This is a genomic window from Micromonospora sp. 4G55 (assembly GCF_016803375.1).
This window is the reverse complement of sequence record NZ_JAEVHN010000002.1, coordinates 26257-47851: the sequence shown is the minus strand read 5'-3', so window position 1 is coordinate 47851 and position 21595 is coordinate 26257. Positions and strand designations below refer to the sequence as shown.

At 67.6% G+C, this 21595-nt stretch carries 17 protein-coding genes and 3 pseudogenes; 11 read left to right on the top strand and 9 right to left on the bottom strand.

Annotated features, from left to right (window positions below; genetic code table 11):
* Positions 1-779: 779 nt before the first annotated feature.
* Both JNW89_RS00500 and JNW89_RS00495 read right to left on the bottom strand, forming a co-directional pair.
* Positions 780-1268 (bottom strand): hypothetical protein, encoded by a 489-nt coding sequence (locus tag JNW89_RS00500; RefSeq protein ID WP_238447142.1) that lies wholly within the window; start codon positions 1266-1268, stop codon positions 780-782.
* A gap of 80 nt (positions 1269-1348) precedes the next feature.
* Positions 1349-1486: pseudogene (locus JNW89_RS00495) on the bottom strand (IS6 family transposase); the annotation flags it as partial.
* 375 nt (positions 1487-1861) lie between these two features.
* On the opposite strand from JNW89_RS00495, the gene JNW89_RS00490 reads away from it, so the two are divergent.
* The 5 genes from JNW89_RS00490 (at position 1862) to JNW89_RS00470 (ending at position 7022) form a co-directional block, all read left to right on the top strand.
* Positions 1862-2893 (top strand): ABC transporter ATP-binding protein, encoded by a 1032-nt coding sequence (locus tag JNW89_RS00490; protein WP_238447141.1) that lies wholly within the window; start codon positions 1862-1864, stop codon positions 2891-2893.
* Between the two features lie 35 nt (positions 2894-2928).
* Positions 2929-4125, top strand: coding sequence for an ABC transporter substrate-binding protein (locus tag JNW89_RS00485; RefSeq protein ID WP_238447140.1), 1197 nt, complete (start codon positions 2929-2931; stop codon positions 4123-4125).
* A 5-nt stretch (positions 4126-4130) separates the two neighbouring features.
* Entirely contained in the window at positions 4131-5051 is a 921-nt protein-coding gene (locus tag JNW89_RS00480; protein WP_238447139.1) for an ABC transporter permease, read from the top strand.
* Positions 5048-5860, top strand: a complete 813-nt coding sequence (locus tag JNW89_RS00475) for an ABC transporter permease (protein WP_238447138.1) — start codon at positions 5048-5050, stop codon at positions 5858-5860. Before JNW89_RS00480 ends, JNW89_RS00475 begins: the two co-directional genes overlap by 4 nt.
* A 649-nt stretch (positions 5861-6509) precedes the next feature.
* On the top strand, positions 6510-7022 hold the full coding sequence (locus JNW89_RS00470) for a hypothetical protein (RefSeq protein ID WP_238447137.1): 513 nt from the start codon (positions 6510-6512) through the stop codon (positions 7020-7022).
* Between the two features lie 368 nt (positions 7023-7390).
* On the opposite strand, the gene JNW89_RS00465 is transcribed toward JNW89_RS00470, so the two are convergent.
* Genes JNW89_RS00465 through JNW89_RS00455 form a run of 3 tightly spaced genes read right to left on the bottom strand, consistent with a single transcriptional unit; the run spans position 7391 to position 9812 of the window.
* Positions 7391-8032, bottom strand: coding sequence for an HAD family hydrolase (locus JNW89_RS00465; RefSeq protein ID WP_238447136.1), 642 nt, complete (start codon positions 8030-8032; stop codon positions 7391-7393).
* Complete coding sequence (locus JNW89_RS00460) at positions 8032-8787, bottom strand: phytanoyl-CoA dioxygenase family protein (RefSeq protein WP_238447135.1); 756 nt, start codon at positions 8785-8787, stop codon at positions 8032-8034. Before JNW89_RS00460 ends, JNW89_RS00465 begins: the two co-directional genes overlap by 1 nt.
* Positions 8784-9812: a DUF5919 domain-containing protein gene (locus JNW89_RS00455; RefSeq protein ID WP_238447134.1), complete on the bottom strand. Its 1029-nt coding sequence runs from the start codon at positions 9810-9812 to the stop codon at positions 8784-8786. The genes JNW89_RS00460 and JNW89_RS00455 overlap by 4 nt, the downstream gene beginning before the upstream one ends.
* Positions 9813-9944: 132 nt before the next feature.
* Here JNW89_RS00455 and JNW89_RS00450 point away from each other — a divergent pair, with 132 nt between their 5' ends.
* Positions 9945-10133, top strand: coding sequence for a hypothetical protein (locus JNW89_RS00450; protein ID WP_238447133.1), 189 nt, complete (start codon positions 9945-9947; stop codon positions 10131-10133).
* 350 nt (positions 10134-10483) lie between these two features.
* On the opposite strand, the gene JNW89_RS00445 is transcribed toward JNW89_RS00450, so the two are convergent.
* Positions 10484-10837 carry a hypothetical protein gene (locus tag JNW89_RS00445; RefSeq protein WP_238447132.1) on the bottom strand — a complete coding sequence of 118 codons (354 nt, stop codon included), beginning with the start codon at positions 10835-10837 and terminating at the stop codon, positions 10484-10486.
* A gap of 394 nt (positions 10838-11231) precedes the next feature.
* Here JNW89_RS00445 and JNW89_RS00440 point away from each other — a divergent pair, with 394 nt between their 5' ends.
* The gene (locus JNW89_RS00440; protein ID WP_238447131.1) at positions 11232-11408 is read left to right on the top strand and encodes a hypothetical protein; all 177 of its coding nucleotides are present in this window, start codon (positions 11232-11234) and stop codon (positions 11406-11408) included.
* Positions 11409-12077: 669 nt separating this feature from the next.
* On the opposite strand, the gene JNW89_RS00435 is transcribed toward JNW89_RS00440, so the two are convergent.
* Together JNW89_RS00435 and JNW89_RS00430 are read right to left on the bottom strand one after the other, a co-directional pair.
* Complete coding sequence (locus JNW89_RS00435) at positions 12078-14660, bottom strand: AAA family ATPase (RefSeq protein WP_238447130.1); 2583 nt, start codon at positions 14658-14660, stop codon at positions 12078-12080.
* The gene (locus JNW89_RS00430; protein WP_238447129.1) at positions 14657-14983 is read right to left on the bottom strand and encodes a hypothetical protein; all 327 of its coding nucleotides are present in this window, start codon (positions 14981-14983) and stop codon (positions 14657-14659) included. The genes JNW89_RS00435 and JNW89_RS00430 overlap by 4 nt, the downstream gene beginning before the upstream one ends.
* Before the next feature lie 172 nt (positions 14984-15155).
* Here JNW89_RS00430 and JNW89_RS00425 point away from each other — a divergent pair, with 172 nt between their 5' ends.
* Complete coding sequence (locus tag JNW89_RS00425; RefSeq protein ID WP_238447128.1) at positions 15156-15365, top strand: hypothetical protein; 210 nt, start codon at positions 15156-15158, stop codon at positions 15363-15365.
* 399 nt (positions 15366-15764) lie between these two features.
* Here the strand turns inward: JNW89_RS00425 and JNW89_RS00420 are convergent, their stop codons facing one another.
* A complete protein-coding gene (locus tag JNW89_RS00420; protein WP_238447127.1) occupies positions 15765-16046 on the bottom strand; it encodes a hypothetical protein in 282 nt (93 codons plus the stop codon).
* Between the two features lie 225 nt (positions 16047-16271).
* Between JNW89_RS00420 and JNW89_RS00415 the strand changes: the two genes are divergently transcribed.
* The 3 genes and pseudogenes from JNW89_RS00415 to JNW89_RS00405 form a co-directional block, all read left to right on the top strand.
* Complete coding sequence (locus JNW89_RS00415; RefSeq protein ID WP_238447126.1) at positions 16272-16562, top strand: CU044_2847 family protein; 291 nt, start codon at positions 16272-16274, stop codon at positions 16560-16562.
* Positions 16541-17089: pseudogene (locus tag JNW89_RS00410) on the top strand (serine protease); the annotation flags it as partial. The gene JNW89_RS00415 and the pseudogene JNW89_RS00410, both read left to right, overlap by 22 nt.
* Positions 17090-19351: 2262 nt before the next feature.
* Positions 19352-21547, top strand: a pseudogene (locus tag JNW89_RS00405) (RelA/SpoT family protein); the annotation flags it as partial.
* Positions 21548-21595: the final 48 nt, after the last annotated feature.

Here is a 21595-nt window from a genome sequence, read left to right as displayed (position 1 = left end):
GGGGCCGGGGCCCCTCCAGATGTAACCGTCACCTGCGCACCGGGAAGTGCGTGCCCGACCGTAGTGGCGGCCGGGGTGGGCGGACAACGGGATTTGCCATCTCGTGATCATGGAGCGGGGGATCCGGCGGGATCGAAATCGTCTTGCCGGGCCCGACGTGCCGCCACTAGCTTGGGCGTGCGCTTCCCGGTGCGGTGGTGACGGCTACTTCTCCGACAATTGGCCCGTCGCCGAGAGGTGATCTCGGGCGGCGCGCACGCCGCATGCCGGTGCGCAGACAGCGGATACTTACTAATGCGCAGCTCGAATCGTCACCGCAGGCCCGTGGCCTGCGGTTTTTCGTTTTTGCGCCTCGATTCTTGGGTCGCAACCGGCGGGCCGTGTGCTCGGCAGTTGAAGATCAGTCGGGCGGTTGGGTGGCCCTTCCGGCCAGCTCTCGGTCGCGTATCGGCTGCCACAGATCTGATGGCGGTTGCCACCCACGCGGGGCCTACGGGCCGTCGATCGGACGGGCTCGGCGTTGCGATACCGTCAAGGTGCCCACACCGGCGTCGACCAGTCCGCGTCCGCCGGCTGGCGATGGTCCGCAGGGCACCCCACGAATCCAGGGAGATACCGATGGCGGAGCCTGAGCCCGTTCAAGACGCCCACGCCCAGGACGCCGACACGCCAACCACGGCCGAGACCGAGACCGAGACCGACGAGCCTGCCGTTTACGCAAATCGGGCTGCCCGACGCGCGAAGGGCAAGGTCGCCTCGCCTCAACCGTATGGAAAGGGTCAGGTCCTCGGCGGCCGGGGCTCGGTCCAGAACCCGCGCCAGTGGGGTAACCGCCGAAGCGGCTGATCCGTTGGTGGAGCATTCGTCGGCACACGGCTCCCGGTGTTCGCGGCGATGGTGGCGGGGGAGCAGCTCGGGAAACAGCAGGGTGTCCGTACCAGGTCACGGATGTCGTCGCTGATCGGTGGTCGTCCGGGGCGGTTCGGGTAGGTCCAGTTCCGGCGGACCAGCCGGCGGTGCCAGGCCAGCAGGGTGGCCGGGGTGACGATCCGATGCTTCCACAGTTCCCGCGGTAGTGCCGGGACCAGCGCCGACAACACCGCCCGCTCCGGCCACGACAGGCGCGGCCGACCGACCTGTCGGCGTAGCACCGCCACCTCGTGGCGCAGCACCAGCAACTCTGCGACCAGCGCGGACTCGCTGCACGTGGCCAGCGGCAACCAGCCGAACATCCGCACCGCACTCAGGTACAGCAGCCGAACCAACACGCCTGCCATCCTGCGTCATTGTCGCGAAACAGCAGCTCACACCCTGTGCGACGGAGTTTTGGCACGGTAGAGGCGTCGGCCAGCAGCGGGGTGAACCGTTGCACCCACCGGAGCACGGTGACGTGGTCGACCTCGACACCGCGCTCAGCCAGGAGTTCCTCCACGTCCCGGTAGGAGAGGTTGTAGCGCAGGTACCAGCGGACGGCGACGACGATCACCTCCGCGGGGAACCGGAACCCGGTGAACGCCGACTTCGGCGGCGACCAGGGACGACGAGGACTCGACCGCTGCACCCGTCAAGCCTGCCTCGATCCCTGGACTCGGGCAATGCAACAGATTCTCCCCGGCCGCCTCCAGCGTGCCGACGCAGCCTGGTCCTCCGGCCGCCGGTGCGGACGCGCTGGCCGTGGCTCCGCGACCCTTGACCAGTCGTTCTTTTTCGAGGTCGCGTCTCCGGTGAGGGCCGCAACTCAACGATCCGGCCAAAAACCTTGACTGCGGTATCCGTTGCAGCTCTACTCTTCCGCTAAGGAATCCGTAGCCGTTGGCTGCTGGCGTGACCATGATCCGTTGAAGAGTTGGAGCCTGTCGTCGTGTCGGAACCCGCGATCCGCCTGACCGGTCTGCGCAAGTCGTTCGACGCCGTGGAGGCCGTCGCCGGCATCGACCTGGAGATCGCCGACGGCGAGTTCTTCTCCATGCTCGGGCCGTCCGGCTCGGGCAAGACGACCGTGCTGCGGATGATCGCCGGATTCGAACTGCCGACCGCCGGCAGCGTCCTGCTCGCCGGGCGTGATGTCACCCGGCTCGCCCCGTTTGACCGCGACGTCAACACCGTCTTCCAGGACTACGCCCTCTTCCCGCACATGACGGTGCAGCAGAACGTGGAGTACGGCCTGCGCGTGCGCAAGGTAGCGCGCGCCGAGCGCCGTGAGCGCGCGGCGGCGGCGCTGCGGACGGTCCGCCTCGAGGGGTACGGCGAGCGCCGCCCCAGCGCGCTGTCTGGCGGGCAGCGCCAGCGGGTTGCGCTGGCCCGCGCCCTGGTCAACCGCCCGGCCGTGTTGCTGCTCGACGAACCGTTCGGCGCGCTCGACCTGAAGCTGCGCGAGGAGATGCAGGTCGAGTTGAAGGCGATCCAGCGCGAGGTCGGCATAACCTTCGTCTTCGTCACGCACGACCAGCAGGAGGCGCTGACGATGAGCGACCGGGTGGCGGTGTTCAACCAGGGCCGGATCGAGCAGGTCGACACGCCGGCCGAGGTGTACGAGCGCCCGGGCAGCCCGTTCGTCGCCGGCTTCGTGGGCACCTCCAACCTGTTCGAGGGCGAGACCGCCCGCGCCGTGCTCGGGCGCGACGGCGTGTTCTCGGTACGCCCGGAGAAGATCCGACTCGGCGGTGCGCCCGCATCGGCCGAGGAGATCAGCGCGGCGGGCCAGGTCGTCGAGGTGATCTACGCGGGAGCGGCCACCCGCTTCGTCGTCGACCTCGACTCCGGGGCGCGCGTCGTCGCGATGCAGCAGAACCAGCAGACCTCCCCGGCCGACGTGGCGGCCCTGCGTGGCAAGCCGATCCGGCTGACCTGGCGGGCCGAGCACGTCGTTGCGGTTCCGGTCAACTCCCGGTGAAACACCCCCTATTGATAACCAGAAGGAGAGCGCAGATGCGCACCACTCGAGTCTTCACCGCGCTCGCCGCAGCCGGTCTGCTCGCGCTGGCCGGATGCGGCGACGGCGGCGGCGCCGGCGGCTCCGGCCCCGGTGGCATCAAACCGCCGAAGATCGACAAGCTGGCGTCGCTCGGCGCCGGCGAGGGCCAGGTCAACATCGCCGCCTGGGCCGGGTACGTGGAGAACGGCTCCACGGACCCGAAGGTCGACTGGGTCACCGGCTTCGAGAAGGAGACCGGCTGCAAGGTCAACGTGAAGGTCGCCGGCACCTCCGACGAGATGGTGACGCTGATGAAGACCGGCGACTACGACGTCGTCTCGGCCTCCGGCGACGCCTCGCTGCGACTGATCTACGGCGGTGAGGTCGCCCCGGTCAACACCGACCTGGTCGCCAACTACAAGGACGTCTTCGACGGCCTGAAGCTCAAGCAGTGGAACTCGGTCGACGGGGTGGCCTACGGCATCCCACACGGCCGCGGCGCGAACGTGCTGATGTACCGCACCGACAAGGTCACCCCGGCGCCGACCTCCTGGAGCGCGGTGTTCGACCCGAACTCGCCGTACAAGGGGACGGTGACGGCGTACGACTCGCCGATCTACATCGCCGACGCGGCGCTGTACCTGATGAAGCACCGGCCGGAGCTGGGCATCAAGAACCCGTACGCGCTGGACGACAAGCAGTTCGCCGCGGCCGTGGACCTGCTCAAGAAGCAGAACGAGCTGATCGGTGAGTACTGGTCGGACTACACCAAGGAGGTGCAGGCCTTCAAGTCCGGCAACTCCGTGGTCGGCACCGCCTGGCAGGTCATCGTCAACCTGGCCAAGGCCGACGGCGCCCCCGTCGAGGCGGTCCTGCCCTCCGAGGGCGCGACCGGCTGGTCCGACACCTGGATGATCTCCGCCAAGGCCAAGCACCCGAACTGCGGCTACCTCTGGATGAACCACATCATCAGCCCGGAGGCCAACGCCGCGGTGGCGGAGTGGTTCGGCGAGGCCCCGGCGAACAAGCTCTCCTGCGACAAGACAGCCGACAAGAACCACTGCACCACGTTCCACGCCGCCGACGAGGCGTACTTCGACCAGGTCTGGTTCTGGAGCACCCCGGTGGAGCAGTGCCTCGACGGCCGCACCGACGTCAAGTGCAAGGACTACGCGGCCTGGACCCAGGCCTGGACCACGATCAAGGGCTGAGACACGTGACGGCTCTCTCCACGGTGGACCGACCTGCGGGCGATGACACGACCGCCGCCCGCGGGCCGGTCCGCCGGCTCTCCTCCTGGCTGCACCGGCACCGCGGAGCACGCCTCGCCGGGCTGCTCTCGGCGCCGCTGCTCTGGCTGCTCGTGGCGTACCTCGGCTCGCTCGCGGTCCTCTTCGTCTCCGCGCTGTGGACGGTCAACAGCTTCACCGGCGACCTCGTCCGCGAGCCGACATTCGCGAACTTCCGCACCATCCTGACCGAAGAGGTCTACCGCGCCGTCACCCTGCGCAGCCTCGGCGTCGCCACCGCCGTCACCGTCATCGACACGCTCATCGCGCTGCCAATGGCGTTCTTCATGGCGAAGGTCGCCTCCCCGCGCAGCCGCCAGTTGCTGGTCATCGCGATCCTCACCCCGCTGTGGGCGAGCTACCTGGTCAAGGCGTACGCCTGGCGGGTGATGCTCGCCAACGGCGGCCCGGTGGATTGGCTCTTCGGGGGTGCCGGCAACGGCCCCGGGTACGGACTGCTCGCGACCATCCTCGTGCTGAGCTATCTGTGGCTGCCGTACATGATCCTGCCCATCTACGCCGGGCTGGAACGGATGCCGGATTCGTTGCTGGAGGCGTCGGCGGACCTCGGTGGCCGGGGCGGGCGCACCTTCCGCTCGGTGGTACTCCCGATGATCGTGCCGTCGGTGATCGCCGGTTCGATCTTCACGTTCTCCCTGTCGCTCGGCGACTACATCACGGTGCAGATCGTGGGCGGCAAGACCCAACTCATCGGCAACCTGGTGTACGCGAACATCGGCGCGGCGAACAATCTGCCGTTCTCGGCGGCACTCGCCACGATCCCCGTACTCATCATGGTCATCTATCTGGTCGCGGTGCGCCGATCCGGCGCGTTGGAGGAGCTGTGACGCTGTCGCGCGGAGCGCGCTGGCTGCTGCGCGGGGCCATGACGGTGGGCCTGGCCTTCGTCTATTTCCCGCTGGCCATCGTGCTGCTCAACTCGTTCAACGCCGACCGCACGTTCGCCTGGCCGCCGCCGCGCTGGACCACCGACTGGTGGGTGCGGGCGTGGGAGAACGCGGGCGCCCGCGAGGCGGTATGGACCTCGGTGAAGGCCGGCCTCGGCGCGACAGCCATCGCGCTACTGCTCGGCACGCTGGTCGCGTTCGCGGTACAGCGCTACCGGTTCTTCGGGCGCGACGCCGTGTCGCTGCTCGTGGTGCTGCCCATCGCGCTGCCCGGCATCGTCACGGGGATCGCGCTGGACACCGCCTTCCGCACGGTGATCGAGCCGCTCGGAGTGGGCAAGGGAATGTTCTCGGTGATCGTCGGGCATGCGACGTTCTGCGTCGTGGTGGTCTACAACAACGTGCTGGCCCGGCTGCGCCGGATGGGGGGAAACCTGGAGGAGGCGAGCGCAGACCTCGGTGCGGACACCTTCCAGACGTTCCGCTATGTGACGTTCCCGCTGCTGCGTTCGGCGCTGTTCGCCGGCGGGCTGCTGGCTTTCGCGCTCTCCTTCGACGAGATCATCGTGACGACCTTCACGGCCGGTCCGGGCGTCCAGACCCTGCCCATCTGGATCTTCAACAACCTCTTCCGGCCCAACCAGGCGCCGGTCATCAACGTCGTCGCGGCGGTGCTGATCGTGCTCTCGATCGTGCCGATCTACCTTGCCCAGCGCATCTCCGACACCGCTGCCGGTGGTCGCCTCTGACCCACACACGACGGCACCTGAGCCGGTAGGCCCTCGCCCGACGACGCGTCGACGTTCTCTGGGCCCTCATCCGCGACCGCAAGACCTTCACCCGACCGGCACCGGCGATCCGCGCCACAGCCTGAACCAGATCGCTCCCCGCCGACGCGACCCCGGTCCCGCCGGTCGTTCCGCCCTGCCTGCCAAGATCAACCGGAGTCACATGGAGACTCGAGGTGTAGACCGGGCGCCGGGTCGGCGCGCAGCTGCGGCACGCCGGCGGGCCGCAGCTCGACGAGGTCAGGTACGCCGCGTGGATCATGGTGCCGCCTGATGGCCCAGAGTGAAGCCGCTGAAGGATTCAGCGGTGGCGGGGGTAGAGGGTGATGCAAGCCGGCGACGGAGGGCTGGGGGCAGACTGGTCGCTGCAGAGCGTGCTGAACGGTGGAAAGTTGTTCACCATCCTGTCGGACCGTGATGACAGACAGTGAGCAGCCGATCGTGGAGCCGCATTGCGCGCCGAGCGGCGTCCCTGGCCCGTTGGCCAGCCGGACGACCGGATTGCTCCAGGCACGCGACGAGCTGGAACGCCCCGCCGGATACCGGGTACGCGACCACCGCCGAGGCGGATAAGCTGCCGCCGCACGTCGGCGGAAGGGCGGGAGTGGCGATGACGACGGTGGAGGTACTTCGGCGGCACCCGGCGTCGCCCGGCATCGCCCTGCTCACCGCGCTGCTGCTGGGCGGCTGTTCGGGCCCGTCCGGGGACGACGCGTCCGCCACCCCGTCCCCGACGGTCTCGTCGCAGGTGGAGATGCAGATGATCGTGCCGCCGGAGAAGCTGGGGTTCTACCGGTCGACGACCGACCCAGCGGTGAACGGGGAGACCGGGAAGATCGCCGCAGCCCTCGCGCAGCTGCTCGATGGCCCCCTCACCAGCTCCGTCGCCATCAGCTACCAGGACCCGAGGTACCCCGATCACACAAGCCAGGTCAGCGCTGTCTCCGGCCGGGTGGGGGATCCGGACAGGACGCTCGACGCCGTCTTCACCGAGATCCACCGGGTGTACGAGGTCACCCCGGTCGCGGCGGGACAGTGGGGCGGACGGACCCGGTTCGGAAAGGCCCAGGACATCGACGCGCATATCTGCGCATGGGCGGTTCCGGCAGCGTCGGCTCGGTGACGCTGACGGGCCACCCCGAGGATCAAGTTCCGGTGCGGGACTTCCTGTTCCTGCGGGGCCGGGTGGAACGTCGGGCCGCCGAGACCTCACATCCGGCGTAGCAGCCGGAACCGTTCCAGCACAGCGAGCGTGCCAACGTCCATGGTGCACGCCTGGGTCTGAGCCAACACCAGTAGTCCGGTCCGTGAAAGTGCGCCTCGCGGAGATCTAAAGCGCAGTCCGGCCCAACGCAGGGGCCGACGATCTCTTCGACATGCCGGCGATAGCCGCCATGGTCGATGCAGGCTACCGGCGGTCCTGGTACCGGCAGTCGGTTTCGAGCCCGGCGCCGACGTGATACCTGCCTCAGCCGCCGGCGGGCCCAGGGTTCACTCGGACTTCAGGATCGCAATTGCCGCTTCGAGTACGGTGTCGATCTCCAGGTCGGGACGGCAGAGCTGTTCGTCCCATCGCCGCCCCCGTCGCACCCACGCGGTCCGCAGGCCCGCCCGCACGGCGCCGCAAATGTCCTCGACCGGCGCATCGCCGATCATCCACCCATCCAGCGCGACGCCGCACCTGCGGGCGATCTCGACGAAGATCCGCGGGTCCGGCTTGCGGATGCCGTATTCTTCCGCCACGCAGAGCGCGTCGATCAGGGGTTCCAGGCTGGCCCTCGCAAGCTTCTCCACCGTCCGGACCTTGGATCCGTTGGTCACCACTCCGATCGTCCAGCCGGCGTCGCGCAGCATGGTGAGTGCCCGGACCGAGTTGTCGTCCGGGAGGTAGCACGAGGCATAATTCGCCACGTACCAGTCCTGGAGTTCCTTCAGCCTCATCCGCATACCGGGCAGCGCCTGCACGACGGCGAGGAACTCGGGGCGTGGCACTTCTCCCTCGCCGTCGGCGCCGACGATCGCCTCCACGGCATCGCCGGACAGCCCCTCGTGCCCGGCGAGCATCTGCGCCCAGCGCCGTATTGCGGCGGAGCGGTCGACCAGGGTGTTGTCCAGATCGAACAGTGCGAGCATCAGCTTGCTCTCGATCCTTTCCGCAGCGACCCGGAGACCTCCAGCACGGAGTTGGCGAGGAAGCGGCGCTGCCCGAACAACCGGATCACCCCGGGATCCTCCACCTGGCTGAGTTCGTCTGAGCTACGGCACGCGAAAACCGCGCTGCACCGCGAGCGGCCGGACAGGTTGCGTCCGACGCTGTGGAAGCACAAGCAGTTAAGCAGCAGCACCCCTCCGGCAGGCATCTCCAGCGGAACCTCCTGCCCGATGAGGTGGCGGTATTCGTCGTGTTCATCGGCCCAGTTGCCCCCGCCGTTGCCCGACTGCGGGCCGGCGTACGGCAGCCGGTGCGTGGCCGGAACCACGTGAGTGCACCCGTTCTTGACGGTCGCCGGCTCGAGGTAGAGGAAGACGGCCACGAGTGGCTGGGACCACTGCTGGATGTCGCGGTGGAGCCGGAATGGGATGTCGCCCGAGTTGTTCAACGTCGCATGATTGTGCCGGTTCAGCACGACGTCCACCGTCGGGCCGAGGATCTGCCCCAACGCGGCCGCGACATGCTCATGGCGGAGGGCTTCGAGGAAGACCTCGTCGCGTTCGAGCAGCGCGTCCAGCCGGCATGGCTCTCCCCGGTGATTCATCCGGTACGGCGGCACGCCGCGCGCAAACTGGTCGTCCACCATCGATCGCATCCGGTCGACGAGCGCGGCCGGCAGGCGGTTGGGCAGTCGTACGTAACCTGCGGCGTCGAAGAAGCGTGCGAGGTCGCTCATGGCTGTCCTCGGTCCGCAATCTCCTGCGTGTCGTCGTCGTCCCACATGGCCTCGAACTGGCTCCTGAATCGCTCGTACCACAGTGGGTCGGTCGAACGCGGGAGGAAGAACCCGGGGCGCCACGAGGACGGCTGCCGCCATGACCAAAACCAGATGTAGGCGTGCGCGGTCTCGTCGTCCGGGTTGAAGAGGTACGCGGTGAAGGGCGGCATAATGTCGTACGCCCGCAGCTGGAGGCTGCCCGCGGTGGCGCCTGCGGCCGACCGGATCGCATGGAAGGTCGCGATGCCGCTGCGATGCTGATGGCGTACCGATCCTGGAGATGCCTTGGGGGTGGAGCTGCGCCGGTTCGCTTCCAGGACCGCCTGGCCCTCCGGGTCCTGCATCAGCACCCGGACGCGACCGCCCGACTTGAGGATCCGGCCGATCTCGGCCGAGTAGGCGACCGCCATGCGGTTGTGCCCGAAGCCGCACATGTCGACGGCATGCGCCGCTTCCCAGGAGGCGGTGAAGCGGGAGCTGTTGCGGACGTAGTCCTCGGTGAAAAACGTCAACGCGCTCACCGCGCTGCCGTCGGATGCGGTAATGGCGTTGCCGTCCGCGGCGGGAACGGGCTCGAACTCGGCGGCCGGGCGCGTGCGCATCAGCAGCTGGAGGAGAGCGAGGTCCGTGCGGTGACGGACGTTGCGTGAGCTGCCGATCCACTCATGGTCGATCGTGAAGTTCTCGGCGCGTTCCAGCCAGTTGAAGTTGCCGAAGGCGCGATTGATGTTGAAGCACAGCCGCAGTAGTTCCCGCTCGTGCGGGGGTGACTTGTCAATGAGCTGCTTGAGGTTGTCCAGGCCGCGTCTGAGCTCGCTCTCGGTATCCCTCTCGATGTGCAGCACCTGACGTTTGACGTAATCGGAGAGGTAGGAGAGATCATCGGGGCCGGTAACGCCCCTGCCCCGGCGTAGGCGTTGCAGGCTGTCGAAGTCGTCTCCGAAGCCCTGCGCCTTTGCCAGCACAGCCACATTGACCCTCATACGGCCACGGTACGGCAGACAGCCCGTGTCCAGTGGTGTCCAGTGGGCGCCAGGAAACGCCCATGACGGGCTGTTGGCAGGTTACGGGCCGGCGGCAGGCTTTGGTTACCACCAGACGATTGGAGGTCTCGCGTGACGCCGTCTCTCGGTCCGCTGATGACGGTCCGCACCGCCGTCATCCTGCTCCTGGCACTCGTCACCGGTCTGCTCGCCGGCGGCATGTCGTACCTTGTCGACCACTCGGCCCCGTCGGCGGTGCTGGTGGGTAGCGGCGCGGCCGGCAGCGCCCTTCTGCTGTTCCACTCGGTCATCGAGCCGTGACGCGCCCACCGTTTCCGGGGGCTGGTTCATGACACCGCACGGATCTCGGCGGTCAACGGGAGCCGTCCAGCCTTTGCAGGCCAGGGCGATATCGAAAGCGCCGCCCAGATGCAGGATCGCCTCGCGCAGATCGACACCGCGATCGAGGACGTGGACTACCGAGCGGCCAACGTATCGCGGTGGCGGCCGAGGCCGGACGAGTGGGGCGGATGCCGCCTGGGAGCCGAACACCGGTGGACGTCAGCGGAGGCTGCAGCCTTTGCCGAAACGCAGCTTCGACGTACGGCATCCCCGTCGAGCCCAAGAAGCGCGTAGGCCTTCCCGTCTCGTTCACCGATGGTCCGAGATCTTCAAGACGGTGCTGGTTCCCCGGTAGACGACCGCGGCCGCCCCTGGTGCGGGGCAACTGCTTTCTCGTCGTCGGCGAGCACTTCCGTGTCCGCCACAAGAGCTTCGATCTTCATCCACGCCTTGGCGTACGGAATCGGCCACCACAGCGTGCCCTCAAGGTTCGTCACCACCGGTACGGCAAGGGAGCGCACGACTTGAGCCTGCCGGTGGCGAGTCCGCGGCGACAGCACCACCCCTTTGACGCAGGTGAGGTAGCGGAACACGCCGGTCCGCTTGGGCTCCTTGAAGGCTCGGGCGTACCTGCCGTTCTCGTCGTGCAGCGCGTGGCGCCGGTGAAGCGGCCGCTCGTTCATCGGTCTGTGGTGCGTTGGAGTTCGCAGGGTCGTCGTCGGAATGCATCCGAAAGCCGATTATGGTGCCTGGATGATGCCGACCAGGTTGGGCTCGGGGATGCGGAGCCTTTCCAGCGCTTGGCGCGCGAGGTCTCCGACCGCGGAGAGATGCGATGTGCAGGCCCGGAGGGTGCGCTGGTTCTGGTGTGGTAGACGGTGCTCCTCGGCGATGGTGATGGCAGCCTCGAGGGCGCCGCTTCGGCTTGGGTGGTGTCGGCGCAGGCCAGGAGAACTTCGCCCGTGGTGACGTGGAGGATCGCCTGCCATTGCGGTGGTATGGCGGTGGTGGACATGCGGTGGCAATCGAGCAGGTCGGTGGCCAGGTCGGGTCGGTGTGTGTTACCAGCCCGCGCAGGTGCACTTCGTGGAGGGCGTATGGGCTGGTGAGTCCTGTGCCGGGTTTGGCGTCGACCAGTCGCCAGGCGTCGGTGATGGCGTGGTCGAACAGGGTGGGGTCGTCGAGTTCGCCGGCGGCTCGGGCGAGCTGTACCAGGGCGGCACCTCGGTCGGCATCGGGTGCAAGTTCCACTGAGCGGCGGAGTCGGGCAATGGCGGCGTTGTGCCGTTCGACCTTGCGCAGTTCGTTGCCGTGTATCCGGAGGGTGAAGGCGAGCAGGTCCTGGTCGTTGAGGTGTTCGGCCAGCCACAGCGCCCGGTTCATCGGGCGGCGCTGACGAGCCGAGCTGCGAGCCGGGTTCGAAAGCGCTCCCATCTCCCTCGCCCTGTACGAGGTCCTGCATGGTTGCGGCGAGCCAGGACATGGGCTGGACTCCCGCTGAACTCCTCCATCCCCGGTTCCTCGGATGGCTGCGGTGACCGCACCCCGCTCTGGTCACCTGCACTGCCCCGAGCAGCCAGCGTGCAGTTCCTGACTCCGATCGTCTTTCGGGCGATCCGGGTCCTCGGCTGCCCGACCTGCGACGGGTGGGTCGGGCCTCGACGGATACCAGATAAACGCCCAGAGCGAGGCCATCGCTCGGCGGCACCCGCCCGGTGAACGCGCGACCTGGGACGCGGGGCGGCTGGCTCATCGAGGCGCTGCGAGTACCGCCGCTGAACGCGCGGCGATGTTCGAGCAGCCCGGCGGAGACGAGGAGGCTGGGGCCCTCCTGCAGTGCGCGACCGTGCGGCTCCTGCTGCTGGTGGGCGCGGCGCTGGTTGCCGCAGGGGTTGGTGCCGCTGTGGCGGGTCGGCCGCGGGCCTACCGTCTGACGGTCGCGCGCACCTGCTCGAGGAGTCGAACGGCCTGGTGCTGGCTGTCCCGGTGTCCGGCATACCGGGCGTGGGCCAACGCGTACTGGAGGAACCGGCGAGCCGCCTGGGACTCGCGCTGGGCATGGAGCACACCCGCGATGAGGAGGAGGTCGGTAGCGGAGCCGTAGGCGTGTGAGTGCCGGTAGTCGACAAGCAGGGTTTCCCGTAGGTGTTCGGCCCAGCCGTGCTGGTCGGCGACGGCCCGCACTGCGCCGTCGACGAGCCGGACCCAGCCGGTGATGTGACTGGCGGGGCGTGCCCGGATTAGGCGCTCCGCGTCCCTGGCCGCAGCTTCCGCGGACTCCAGGCGACCGGCGGCCAGCATCACGAGGGCTCGCAGGCTGTTTATGTGGGCTAGGCCGACCCGGTAGCCGAGTTGTTCGAAGGTGTCTAGGGCCTCGTCGACGTATGGGCCGGCCCGGTGCCCCTGACCGAGCAGGAGGTAGGCCAGGGCCAGCGGCCGGAGGGCCCACGCCGTCTGCAGCGGTCTGCCGAGGGGACGGGTGAGGCGTAGGGACTCTTCGAGGGGTGCGAGCGCGGCCGCCGGACGACCGCAGTGAATTTCCTGCCAACCCCGGCTGTACAGGCAGAAGGAGATCTCTCCCGGGTCCCCTGACAGTCGCGCCACCGCCTCCGCACGGGCGAGGTACCGGGAAGCCGCGTCCCCCTCGCCCATTGCGCGCAGAGTGCTGGACAGTTGGCAGAGGTGATTCGACTCCTCCATTGGTTCTCCGAGCTGCCGGCTCAGTCGTATCGTCGCCGCGTAGTGCCCGATCGCACCGCGCCAGCGTCCCCACTCCCCGTAGTTCATAGCGATGGTGGAGTGCGCGTCGCGGATCATCCCGATGTCCTCGGCCCGGCGTCCGGCAAGGAGGGCTGCCCATCCGTGCTCTTCGGCCGCCCGGTAGTCGCCCTGGTAGCACCGGACGGTGGCGAGCCAGTTATGCACTTTGCTTTGCCCGCTCTCGTCTCCCAGGGCCCGATACTCGTGGAGTGCGACTCTGAGCCGCTGTTCGGCTGCCTCGTAGTCGTCCTCGGTGTAACCGAGCAGTGCGAATTGCAACTGGCCCTCGGCCAGCAACGCCCGGTTGACCCGGGCGATCCGGTGGCGTTGCTCCGGCGCGGTCACGCAGTCGACGAGCCGGACTATCTCCTCTAAGTCCCGTCGTCGTCGGGCTTCGAAGAGTGCGTTTCGCCAACGGGGCAAGATGTCGTAGTCGGCTGCCGCGAACCGGTGGTAGCTCTCCTCGGCGAGGTTGCCCGTCCGGTGGTGGTATTCGGCGGCGGCGCGGTGCAGCTTCGACAACCGCAGTGGCTCCTGTCGCTCGAGATGCATCAGCACAACTGCCCGGACCATTCGGTGGACGTGCCGGCGACCTGTGGTGTCCGTGGCGGTCGCGGTGCGGACGAAGGAGTGCCGGCAGAACCGGTCCCACCAGTCGTTGGGCACGTCGACTCCGGATAGCTCCAGCAGGTGGTGCACTAGCTCGAGGCTCAGTTGCCGCGGGATCACCGCGCAGCGGACCACCTGCCGCTGCACTGCCGGCAGCCGGGCGAGGAACACCTCGGGTAGCCACTGCTCGGTGGGCCGGCTGTGTGCGACGCTCCGCAGCCAGTCGGCCGTCGGCTCGCGCGACCCGGACCATAGCGCGCATGCCTCGACCACCATGGCGGTCCACAGCGGTACTCCGGCGCACAGCTCGTGTACCACTGTGGCGAAGGCCGGGTCCTGGTAGCCATTGGCCGCCAGGTAACCGGCGGTCTCGGCGGGGGTCCACTCGGCAAGCTCCGCCTGCCGGAACCAACAGTCCCGTCCGGGCAGCCGGTCCCGCCCGGCCAGTACGACGCGCAGGCCCGGTGCCGCGTCGACGAGTTCCGGCAGGAACTCGTGCACGAACCACTGCGAGAGGCCCAGCGAGGGCTCGGCGACCAATCGTTCGCTACCCGCGTTCCGCTCGTCCGCCAGTCGCATTAACTCGACGGTGTCGACGAGCAGCACCATGCGCTGGGAGCCCGCAGCTCGCGCCTGGTCGAGCAGGGCCCGGACGATCGACCGCCGGTACGCCAGCAACGCTGCCGTCGGCACGACTGGACCGCCATGGACGTGTACGTGGGAATCCCGGACCTGCCCGCCGAACGAAGCCGACTGGCTCAGCCGGATGTCAGTCGTCGGGGTCAGGTGATCGCGGGCGGCGCGGGAGGCCCGCTCCTCGAAGGTACGCAGCCTCCGTTCACCCGCCTCGCCTTCGGACGACAGGAGCAGGCGGGCCAGGCCGAACAGCAGACCGTCGGTCAGCGCGGACGGCCCGCCCGCATCGGCCAGCGGGAGGTCCGTCGCCTCCAGGTCGAGCAGCCGGACCCGCCACCCCCGCACCCGCGAGGCGATGTGTCTCAGCAGGGCGGACTTCCCGATGCCCGACTGTCCCCAAAACGCCAGGACCCGGACCTGCGGATCGGATGAGAGGAAGTCGCCCACCACTGCCAGCTCGCTGTCGCGTCCGACGAATTGCCGTTCGTCCGTGGTGCTCACTCTGCGCTGATCTTTCCGCCCTGGATCCTCCCCCTGCGTGCGGTTCGGCGGACCTCGGCGTTCCTCGCCGTCGTGTGCCCGTCCCGGATCTCGCCGTGCTGCCCAGCCCGTTCTGCCACGGTCGCACCGTCAGCGGCCTCGATGACGCTATCTACGATGGCACCGCCCCGGGCGACCTGCCTCACGACCGTTCTGCCGACGACGGATCCGGTGCCGGCCGCCGACATTGCCGCCAGCGCCGCACCGGCGAGCACGAGGCCGACCAGCGCCATGGCCATGCTCCAGCTCCAGTCAGCGGTGACGAGGTTGGTGACGACGCCCACGGCTGCGGCTGCCACGACCCCCGTGGCCGCCGCCATCGCCCGGGGTAGTGATCGGTTCCGCATCACGACCTCCCCTCCGTCCTGCCGTCCACGGTAGGGCCCGGATCCACAGGGGTCATCAGGTGAACGAGTGGTCTGGTGCCGCTCTGGCGGGTCGGTCGCTGACCTGGGCATGGAACAGCGGATCAGCCCGGTTACCCTCGGCGTGGCTGACCTGTGCCGGACCCGCGCCTTCGACGAGGCGCTGGGGTGGCGGGGCCAGGAGTTGCACGAGACCGTCTTCCTCCAGGCCGGTGGCCTGGCGCTAGTGAGAGTACTTCCGCTGGTGACCGTGCACACTCTGCTCGGTGCCCTTGTACCAACAGCCGCGAACGGGGCATGAGACCCAGCTGCCCGCGCGCACGGCCTCGTCGATGACTGGCCGCCCGGGCCCATAGCCATGCTTGTGCAGCAGTTGTGCGACCTGGCTGCCGTATTCAGCGGCCACGAGGGCGGCTTCGGCAATCTTGTCGTGCCCCTGAGCGAAGAACGAGCCAATGCCCGTCTCCTTGCCACAGCCACACCAGCAGGTGCCTGTCGGGATCAATCGCGGAAGACCGGTGGTTGTCATGCAACCAAGGTGGCCTTTGTAGAAAGAAAGTCAAGGGACTGAACCAAGGAGGGCGACCAAGGCAACTCCGACCTGCCGTCGTGACGGGCGTGCATGCTGTCCCGGCCGGCGTCAGAGATCCATGGCCCTACCCCGGGCCGCCTCGAAGGGAGAAAGCCAGGCCGACTTTCTTCACAGCACAGTGGTCAAGAGGTCGGGGATGACGTCCACCTCAGCCGGAACGCGGCACGCCGGCAGCCCATCCCGCTCGCACTCGATCATCAGTCGCACCGGCTTGCCGGAGTATTCATCACGCCACCAGTCCGGGGTCCGGCTCTCGCTCCATGCCGGAATCAGCGTCTCCTCCAGGGAGCACACCAGGTCCTCGCCGACCGTCGCTCCGTCGAGGAACGCGACTCGTCGGCCGTGCGCTCCACGTTCGTGTTGAACCGGTACGCCCCCCGGCAGCCTCACGATCTTGGGCAATCAACGTCAGCAGGTCAGAACCCGAGCCTTGACCGGCCCCGCACCTTCCTGGATGACACGAAGAGGTGCCGTTCGCTTGACAGACCCACCGGTGGCGGCGCTTGCGCGAGGCGACTACTCTTCGCATGCACGTAATGATCTATGCGTAAGGGGGGAGTCGTGGAAGCCGAGACGGAGTCCGCTGCGGGGCGACAAGTAGTGGTACCAGTGAGCGTGGACCGCTACACCATCTACTTGGCCGCTGGCGAGCTGCCACCAGGGATGACCAGTGACGAGGTGGAAGTCGCCGCCAGACCCTCCAACCTCGACGAGGCGCTCGCGGCGCTTACCGCTTTTGCGAGTCAGGTAGGTGATCACCTGAAGGCGGCCGATGTGAGTCGCCTTACCCTGGAATTCTCCTGCGAGTTCGCCGTGGAGTCGGGCAAGTTCGTGGCGATCGTGGGCAAGTCGTCGGCAAAAGCGGGCGTCAAGGTGAGTCTTGAGTGGGACCGCACGACACTGTGACGGCACAGCCGAGCGCCGGATGGGAGGACCTGCTTCAGGCAGCCACCGTATCCATCGAGGTTCCCTCGTTGTCCGGCGCGCCGCCTGCCCGCGGCACCGGCTTCGTTATCGCTCCTGGAGTGATCGCCACCTGCGCTCACGTGCTAGCAGTCGACGGGGCGCCGCTACCTGAGTTCGTCAAAGGTCGAGCAGTCGTCGTCGGCGCTCAACTCGTGCTGACAGTCGACGCTGACAGATACTTCCGCACGTCAGCCGGTCTGGACCTGGCTGTGCTGCAGATCCGCGAATGCTCAGTCGATGTCGACATAACCCCAGTGTTGCCCTCGTCTGTCGTCAGCGTTGGTGATGACCTGTGGACGTACGGACATCCGGACGGGATGTTTCGAGCGGGTCAACCAGCACGTCTGGTGTACGAGGGGGAGTCCCGCCGCAGCGAGCAAGACACCCTGGGGCTGCTGCGGGCACGCGGAACTCCCCTGGCGAGAGGCTTCAGCGGTAGTCCGGTGGTAAACCGTCGCACGGGTGCCGTCTGCGGCATGGTGTGTACCTCGGACGAAGCCGGGGGCACCCACCTGCTCCCGATCGCCGAGATCATCGACCGCTGCGAGCCCGCAAGGCTTGCTCTGGCCACCGCGCAGATAGAGCACCATAAGTGGTTGCGTGCGCTCACCGACGAGCAGGTCACAGCGGGTCGGTGGCGCTTTCCCGGGCCTCAGCTTCGCGCCTACCTAACCCTCGCCGCTCGCACCGCCGCTACTCATCCCTACCAGATGTCGCCGACATTCCCCATGCCACCGCTGTCAGCGGTCTACGTCCGGCAGACGACCCGGCGGGAGGCGACGGGGGCTGCCGTCGGAGCGCCACCGCAACCTGCAGACATCATCTTCGACGGCGATCAGGACACTGTCTTGGTCGCCGGTGCAGGGGCGGGCAAGTCCAGCCTGCTGCAGTACGCCGTCGGCGACATCGCACGACGACAGCGGGACAGCGAGATCACCGACGTACCCGTTCGGGTACAGGCCACCGACATCCTCGCCACCGCCGGCCTCGGCGAGGCCATCGCACGCAGTGTCCGCGGCGACTTCAGCCTGCATGACGGCAGGGGGTTGTGGTCGGCCGAATTTTTCGCCGAGCGACCCATTCCGACCGGACGTTGGCTCGTGCTGGTCGACGGCCTCGACGAGATCATGGACTCCCGCAAGCGGCAGCAGGTGCTGTCGATTCTCCGCACGCGTCACGACGTCGACGATGCTCACCGTTTCGTCATCGCGACCCGCCCCGGCACCGCGATCAGTGACGCGGGGGAGGGCACCTGGTTGCCACTGCACTACGAACTGCTGCCCTTTGACAAGGAGCAGCGACACCAATTTGTGCAAGCGTGGCTCACCCGAGCAGAAATTTCTCATCCCGACGAGGCGGCGGCGCAGTTCGTCCGGGAGTTGCGCCGCCTAGGTCTTGAGGATCTGGCGAGCAACCCGTTGATGGCCACGATGCTGTGCCAGTTGTTCGTCGCCAACCCCCAACGCCGCCTCCCTGCCGGGCGCTCCCGCATCTTCCATGAGTTCGTACAGCTGCTTCGCGACCGGCATTACAGCGACGCTGACGGCGGCGTGCGTCATCAACTACGCCGTGCCCTGCAGCGTTACGGCGCAGGTGCTGAACAGGCCGGTGAACGGCTCATCGCGCGAGGGGACATGCTGATCGGACGGCTTGCCGCCGATCGTCTCGACGACGACATGACTCCGGCCATCGACAAGCTGGAGCAGTGGACGGCGGAACTCCGTGGCAGCGCGGTGCCTGAGGCCGTGTGGCGTGAACTGCTGGCGGACTATCTTCGAGGCAGTGGCGTGGTGGTGGCTCGAGCCGACGACTACGTCTTCTTGCACCAGACGATCCAGGAGTACCTGGCCGCCCAATACGTCCCCGAAGACCCGGACCGTGCCGGCGCTGTTTTCTGGGATCTGTTTGGCAAGACCACCAGCGGTAGAGCGGTGACTCCACCGGCATGGCGGCAGTCCTTCGCTCGGTTTCTCGTGGCCGCCTGGAAACAACCTCACCAGATGGCATCCGCCCTGCAGTCGATTGCTGCTACTGGTGGGCTACCGGGAGCGCTGTTCGTCGCCGCGGTCATCGAGGACGGCGCCGATCCTGATGACGCGACGGTCGATGCCGCGACGCGAGCATTGGCTGCGGTCGCGCGCGACCCTCATGGCCCCGACGATGACCGCTACGTGGCACTGACAACGTGCCTTCGGCTGGACCGCAACCGGGGGATGGCCCTGGCCACGAGCATCGCGACAGACACGCGACAGCCCAGCGCCTTCCGGACCACGACCCTTCGTGCCATGGCCGCCACGGCCGCCACCTCAACCGAGATCAGCGCGACCGCAGGTGACCAGTGGATCATGGCCCAGCTGGTGGGACTTGACGGCGTCAACGCCGGTCTCATCATGACCTCAGTCGCCGAGGACAAGGCGTTCGACGCGAGGCAGAGGATCTGGGCCGCGGACGCTCTCGCCCAGATAGACCCAGCCACGGGCCGCCAGCTTCTCGTCGAACTCGCCAGCGACGACAAGCTCGGCTCCGCCGAGCGGCGCGCAGCGGCAACAGCCCTCGTCGCCGCCGAGGATCCGCGCGGCGCATCTCTGCTGCGGAAGCTGGCTCGCGATGAGTCCGCGCTGTCCATAGAACGTCAACTCGCGGCGCAAACTCTCACGCAGAGCACGCGAAACCGCTCACCCGTTCGGCGGATGATCTACCGTCTGAGACTGCCGAAGATCCTCGACAGCTCATCGGTCGTCAGTGATGCCCTTGAACCTCTCGTCGCCACCTTGAGAGAGAACCACCCCCGCGCTGACGTGCAGGGCATCCAGAAGGCGTTCGACGCGGCCGCCTGGTGGCATTCCGGGCAGTACCGCAAGTCCGGCGACCCTTACATCATCCATCCACTGGCGGTGGCGACGATCCTGGCCAACCTAGGAATGGACAGCACCACACTTATGGGTGCGCTGCTGTCCGGCTTGGTGCACGACTCCGCCTACAGCGCCGAGCAGATGAGAGACGAGTTCGGCGGCGAGGTCACGCTGCTGGTCGACGGTGTAGCCAAGCTCGACACGGTAAGGCTCGACGACACGACGAGCGTGGAGTCGGTGCGCAAGCTCGTGGTCGTGGCAGCCAAGGACCCCCGAGTTCTGGTGATTAAGCTTGCGCAGCGGTTGCACAACATGCGGACGCTCACCTTCGTCGCCCGCAGCGAGCAGGAACGCGTTGCCCTCGAGACCTTGCATTTGTGGGCGCCGTTGTCTCACCGCATCGGCATCAACACCATGCGGTGGGAGTTGGAGGATCTGGCCTTCGGCACGTTGTTCCCGAAGCGGTACGAGGAGATCAACCGGCTGATCGGGGAGCACCGGCCGCAGCGCGAGGCGTTGCTGCGCCAGGTGGCCCAGCTGGCGTCCATTGAATTGAGGAAAGCGAATATCAAGGCGGAGTTGACTGGTCGGCCGAAGCACCTCTACTCGATCTACCAGAAGATGATCGTGCGGGGTCGCGACTTCAACGACATCTACGACCTGGTGGGTGTGCGGATCCTGGTCGACACGGTGCGGGACTGCTACGCGGCGCTGGGGGTCATCCACGCCAACTGGCAGCCGGTGCCGGGCCGGTTCAAGGACTACATCGCCATGCCCAAGTTCAACATGTACCAGTCGCTGCACACGACGGTCATCGGGCCCACCGGCAAGCCGGTGGAGATGCAGATCCGCACCTACGCGATGCACCGCACCGCCGAGTTCGGCATCGCCGCACACTGGAAGTACAAGGAGCACAAGGGCACCCAGATCGTCGGCCCGCCGGCGCACATCGACGAGATGACCTGGCTGCGCCAGCTGCTGGACTGGCAGCGGGAGGCGGCGGACCCGAGCGAGTTCCTCGACGCGCTGCGCTTCGACCTGTCCAGCCAGGAGGTGTACGTCTTCACCCCGAAGGGTGACGTCATCCCGCTGCCGACCGGCTCGACGCCGGTGGACTTCGCGTACGCGGTGCACACCGAGGTCGGGCACAAGTGCATCGGGGCGCGGGTCAACGGCAAGCTGGTGCCGCTGGAGTCGACGCTCTCCAACGGCGACGTGATCGAGATCTTCACGTCGAAGTCCGACACGGCCGGCCCGACGCAGGACTGGCTGGGCTTCGTGAAGAGCCCCCGGGCCCGCACCAAGATCCGCCAGTACTTCAACAAGGAGCGGCGCGAGGAGGCGATCGAGGCCGGCAAGGACGCGATCGTCAAGGCGATGCGCAAGCAGGGCATGCCGTTGCAGCGGATGCTCACCTCCGACGCGCTGATGGCGATCGCCCGGGACCTGCACCTGGCCGACGTCGCCTCGCTCTACGCGGCGGTCGGCGACAGTCAGGTCTCCGCCCAGTCGGTGGTGCAGAAGCTGATGGCCACGTACGGGGGCGAGGAGGGCGCGGCAGAGGACATCGCCGAGACCGCCGTCGCCACCCGGCCGCCGCGCAGCCGGCAGAGCAGCGCGGACCCGGGCGTCGTGGTCCGGGGCGTCAGCGACGTCTGGATCAAGCTGGCCCGCTGCTGCACCCCGGTGCCGCCGGACGCGGTCTTCGGCTTCGTCACCCGCAACAACGGCGTGAGCGTGCACCGCGACCATTGCGCCAACGCCGAGGACCTGCGGGCGCAGAGCGAACGGGTGGTCGAGGTCAGCTGGAAACTAACCTCGACCTCCAGCTTCCTGGTCGTCATCCAGGTGGAGGCGCTTGACCGCCGGAAGTTGCTCGTCGATGTAGCTCGGGTGATCTCTGACGAGCAGGTGAATATCCTCTCTGCGACCGTAACCACCACCTCAGACCTCGTGGCGGTAAGCCGCTTCAGCTTCGAGATCGCCGATCCCAAGCATCTCGGGCACCTTCTGGCGGGTGTCCGCAGGGTCGATGGTGTCTTCGATGCATACCGTGTGACATCCGGTGCCTGACTGAAACTAGTACTCCAGCCGCACCTGGTGGAGTCGGAGTCTTCGCTG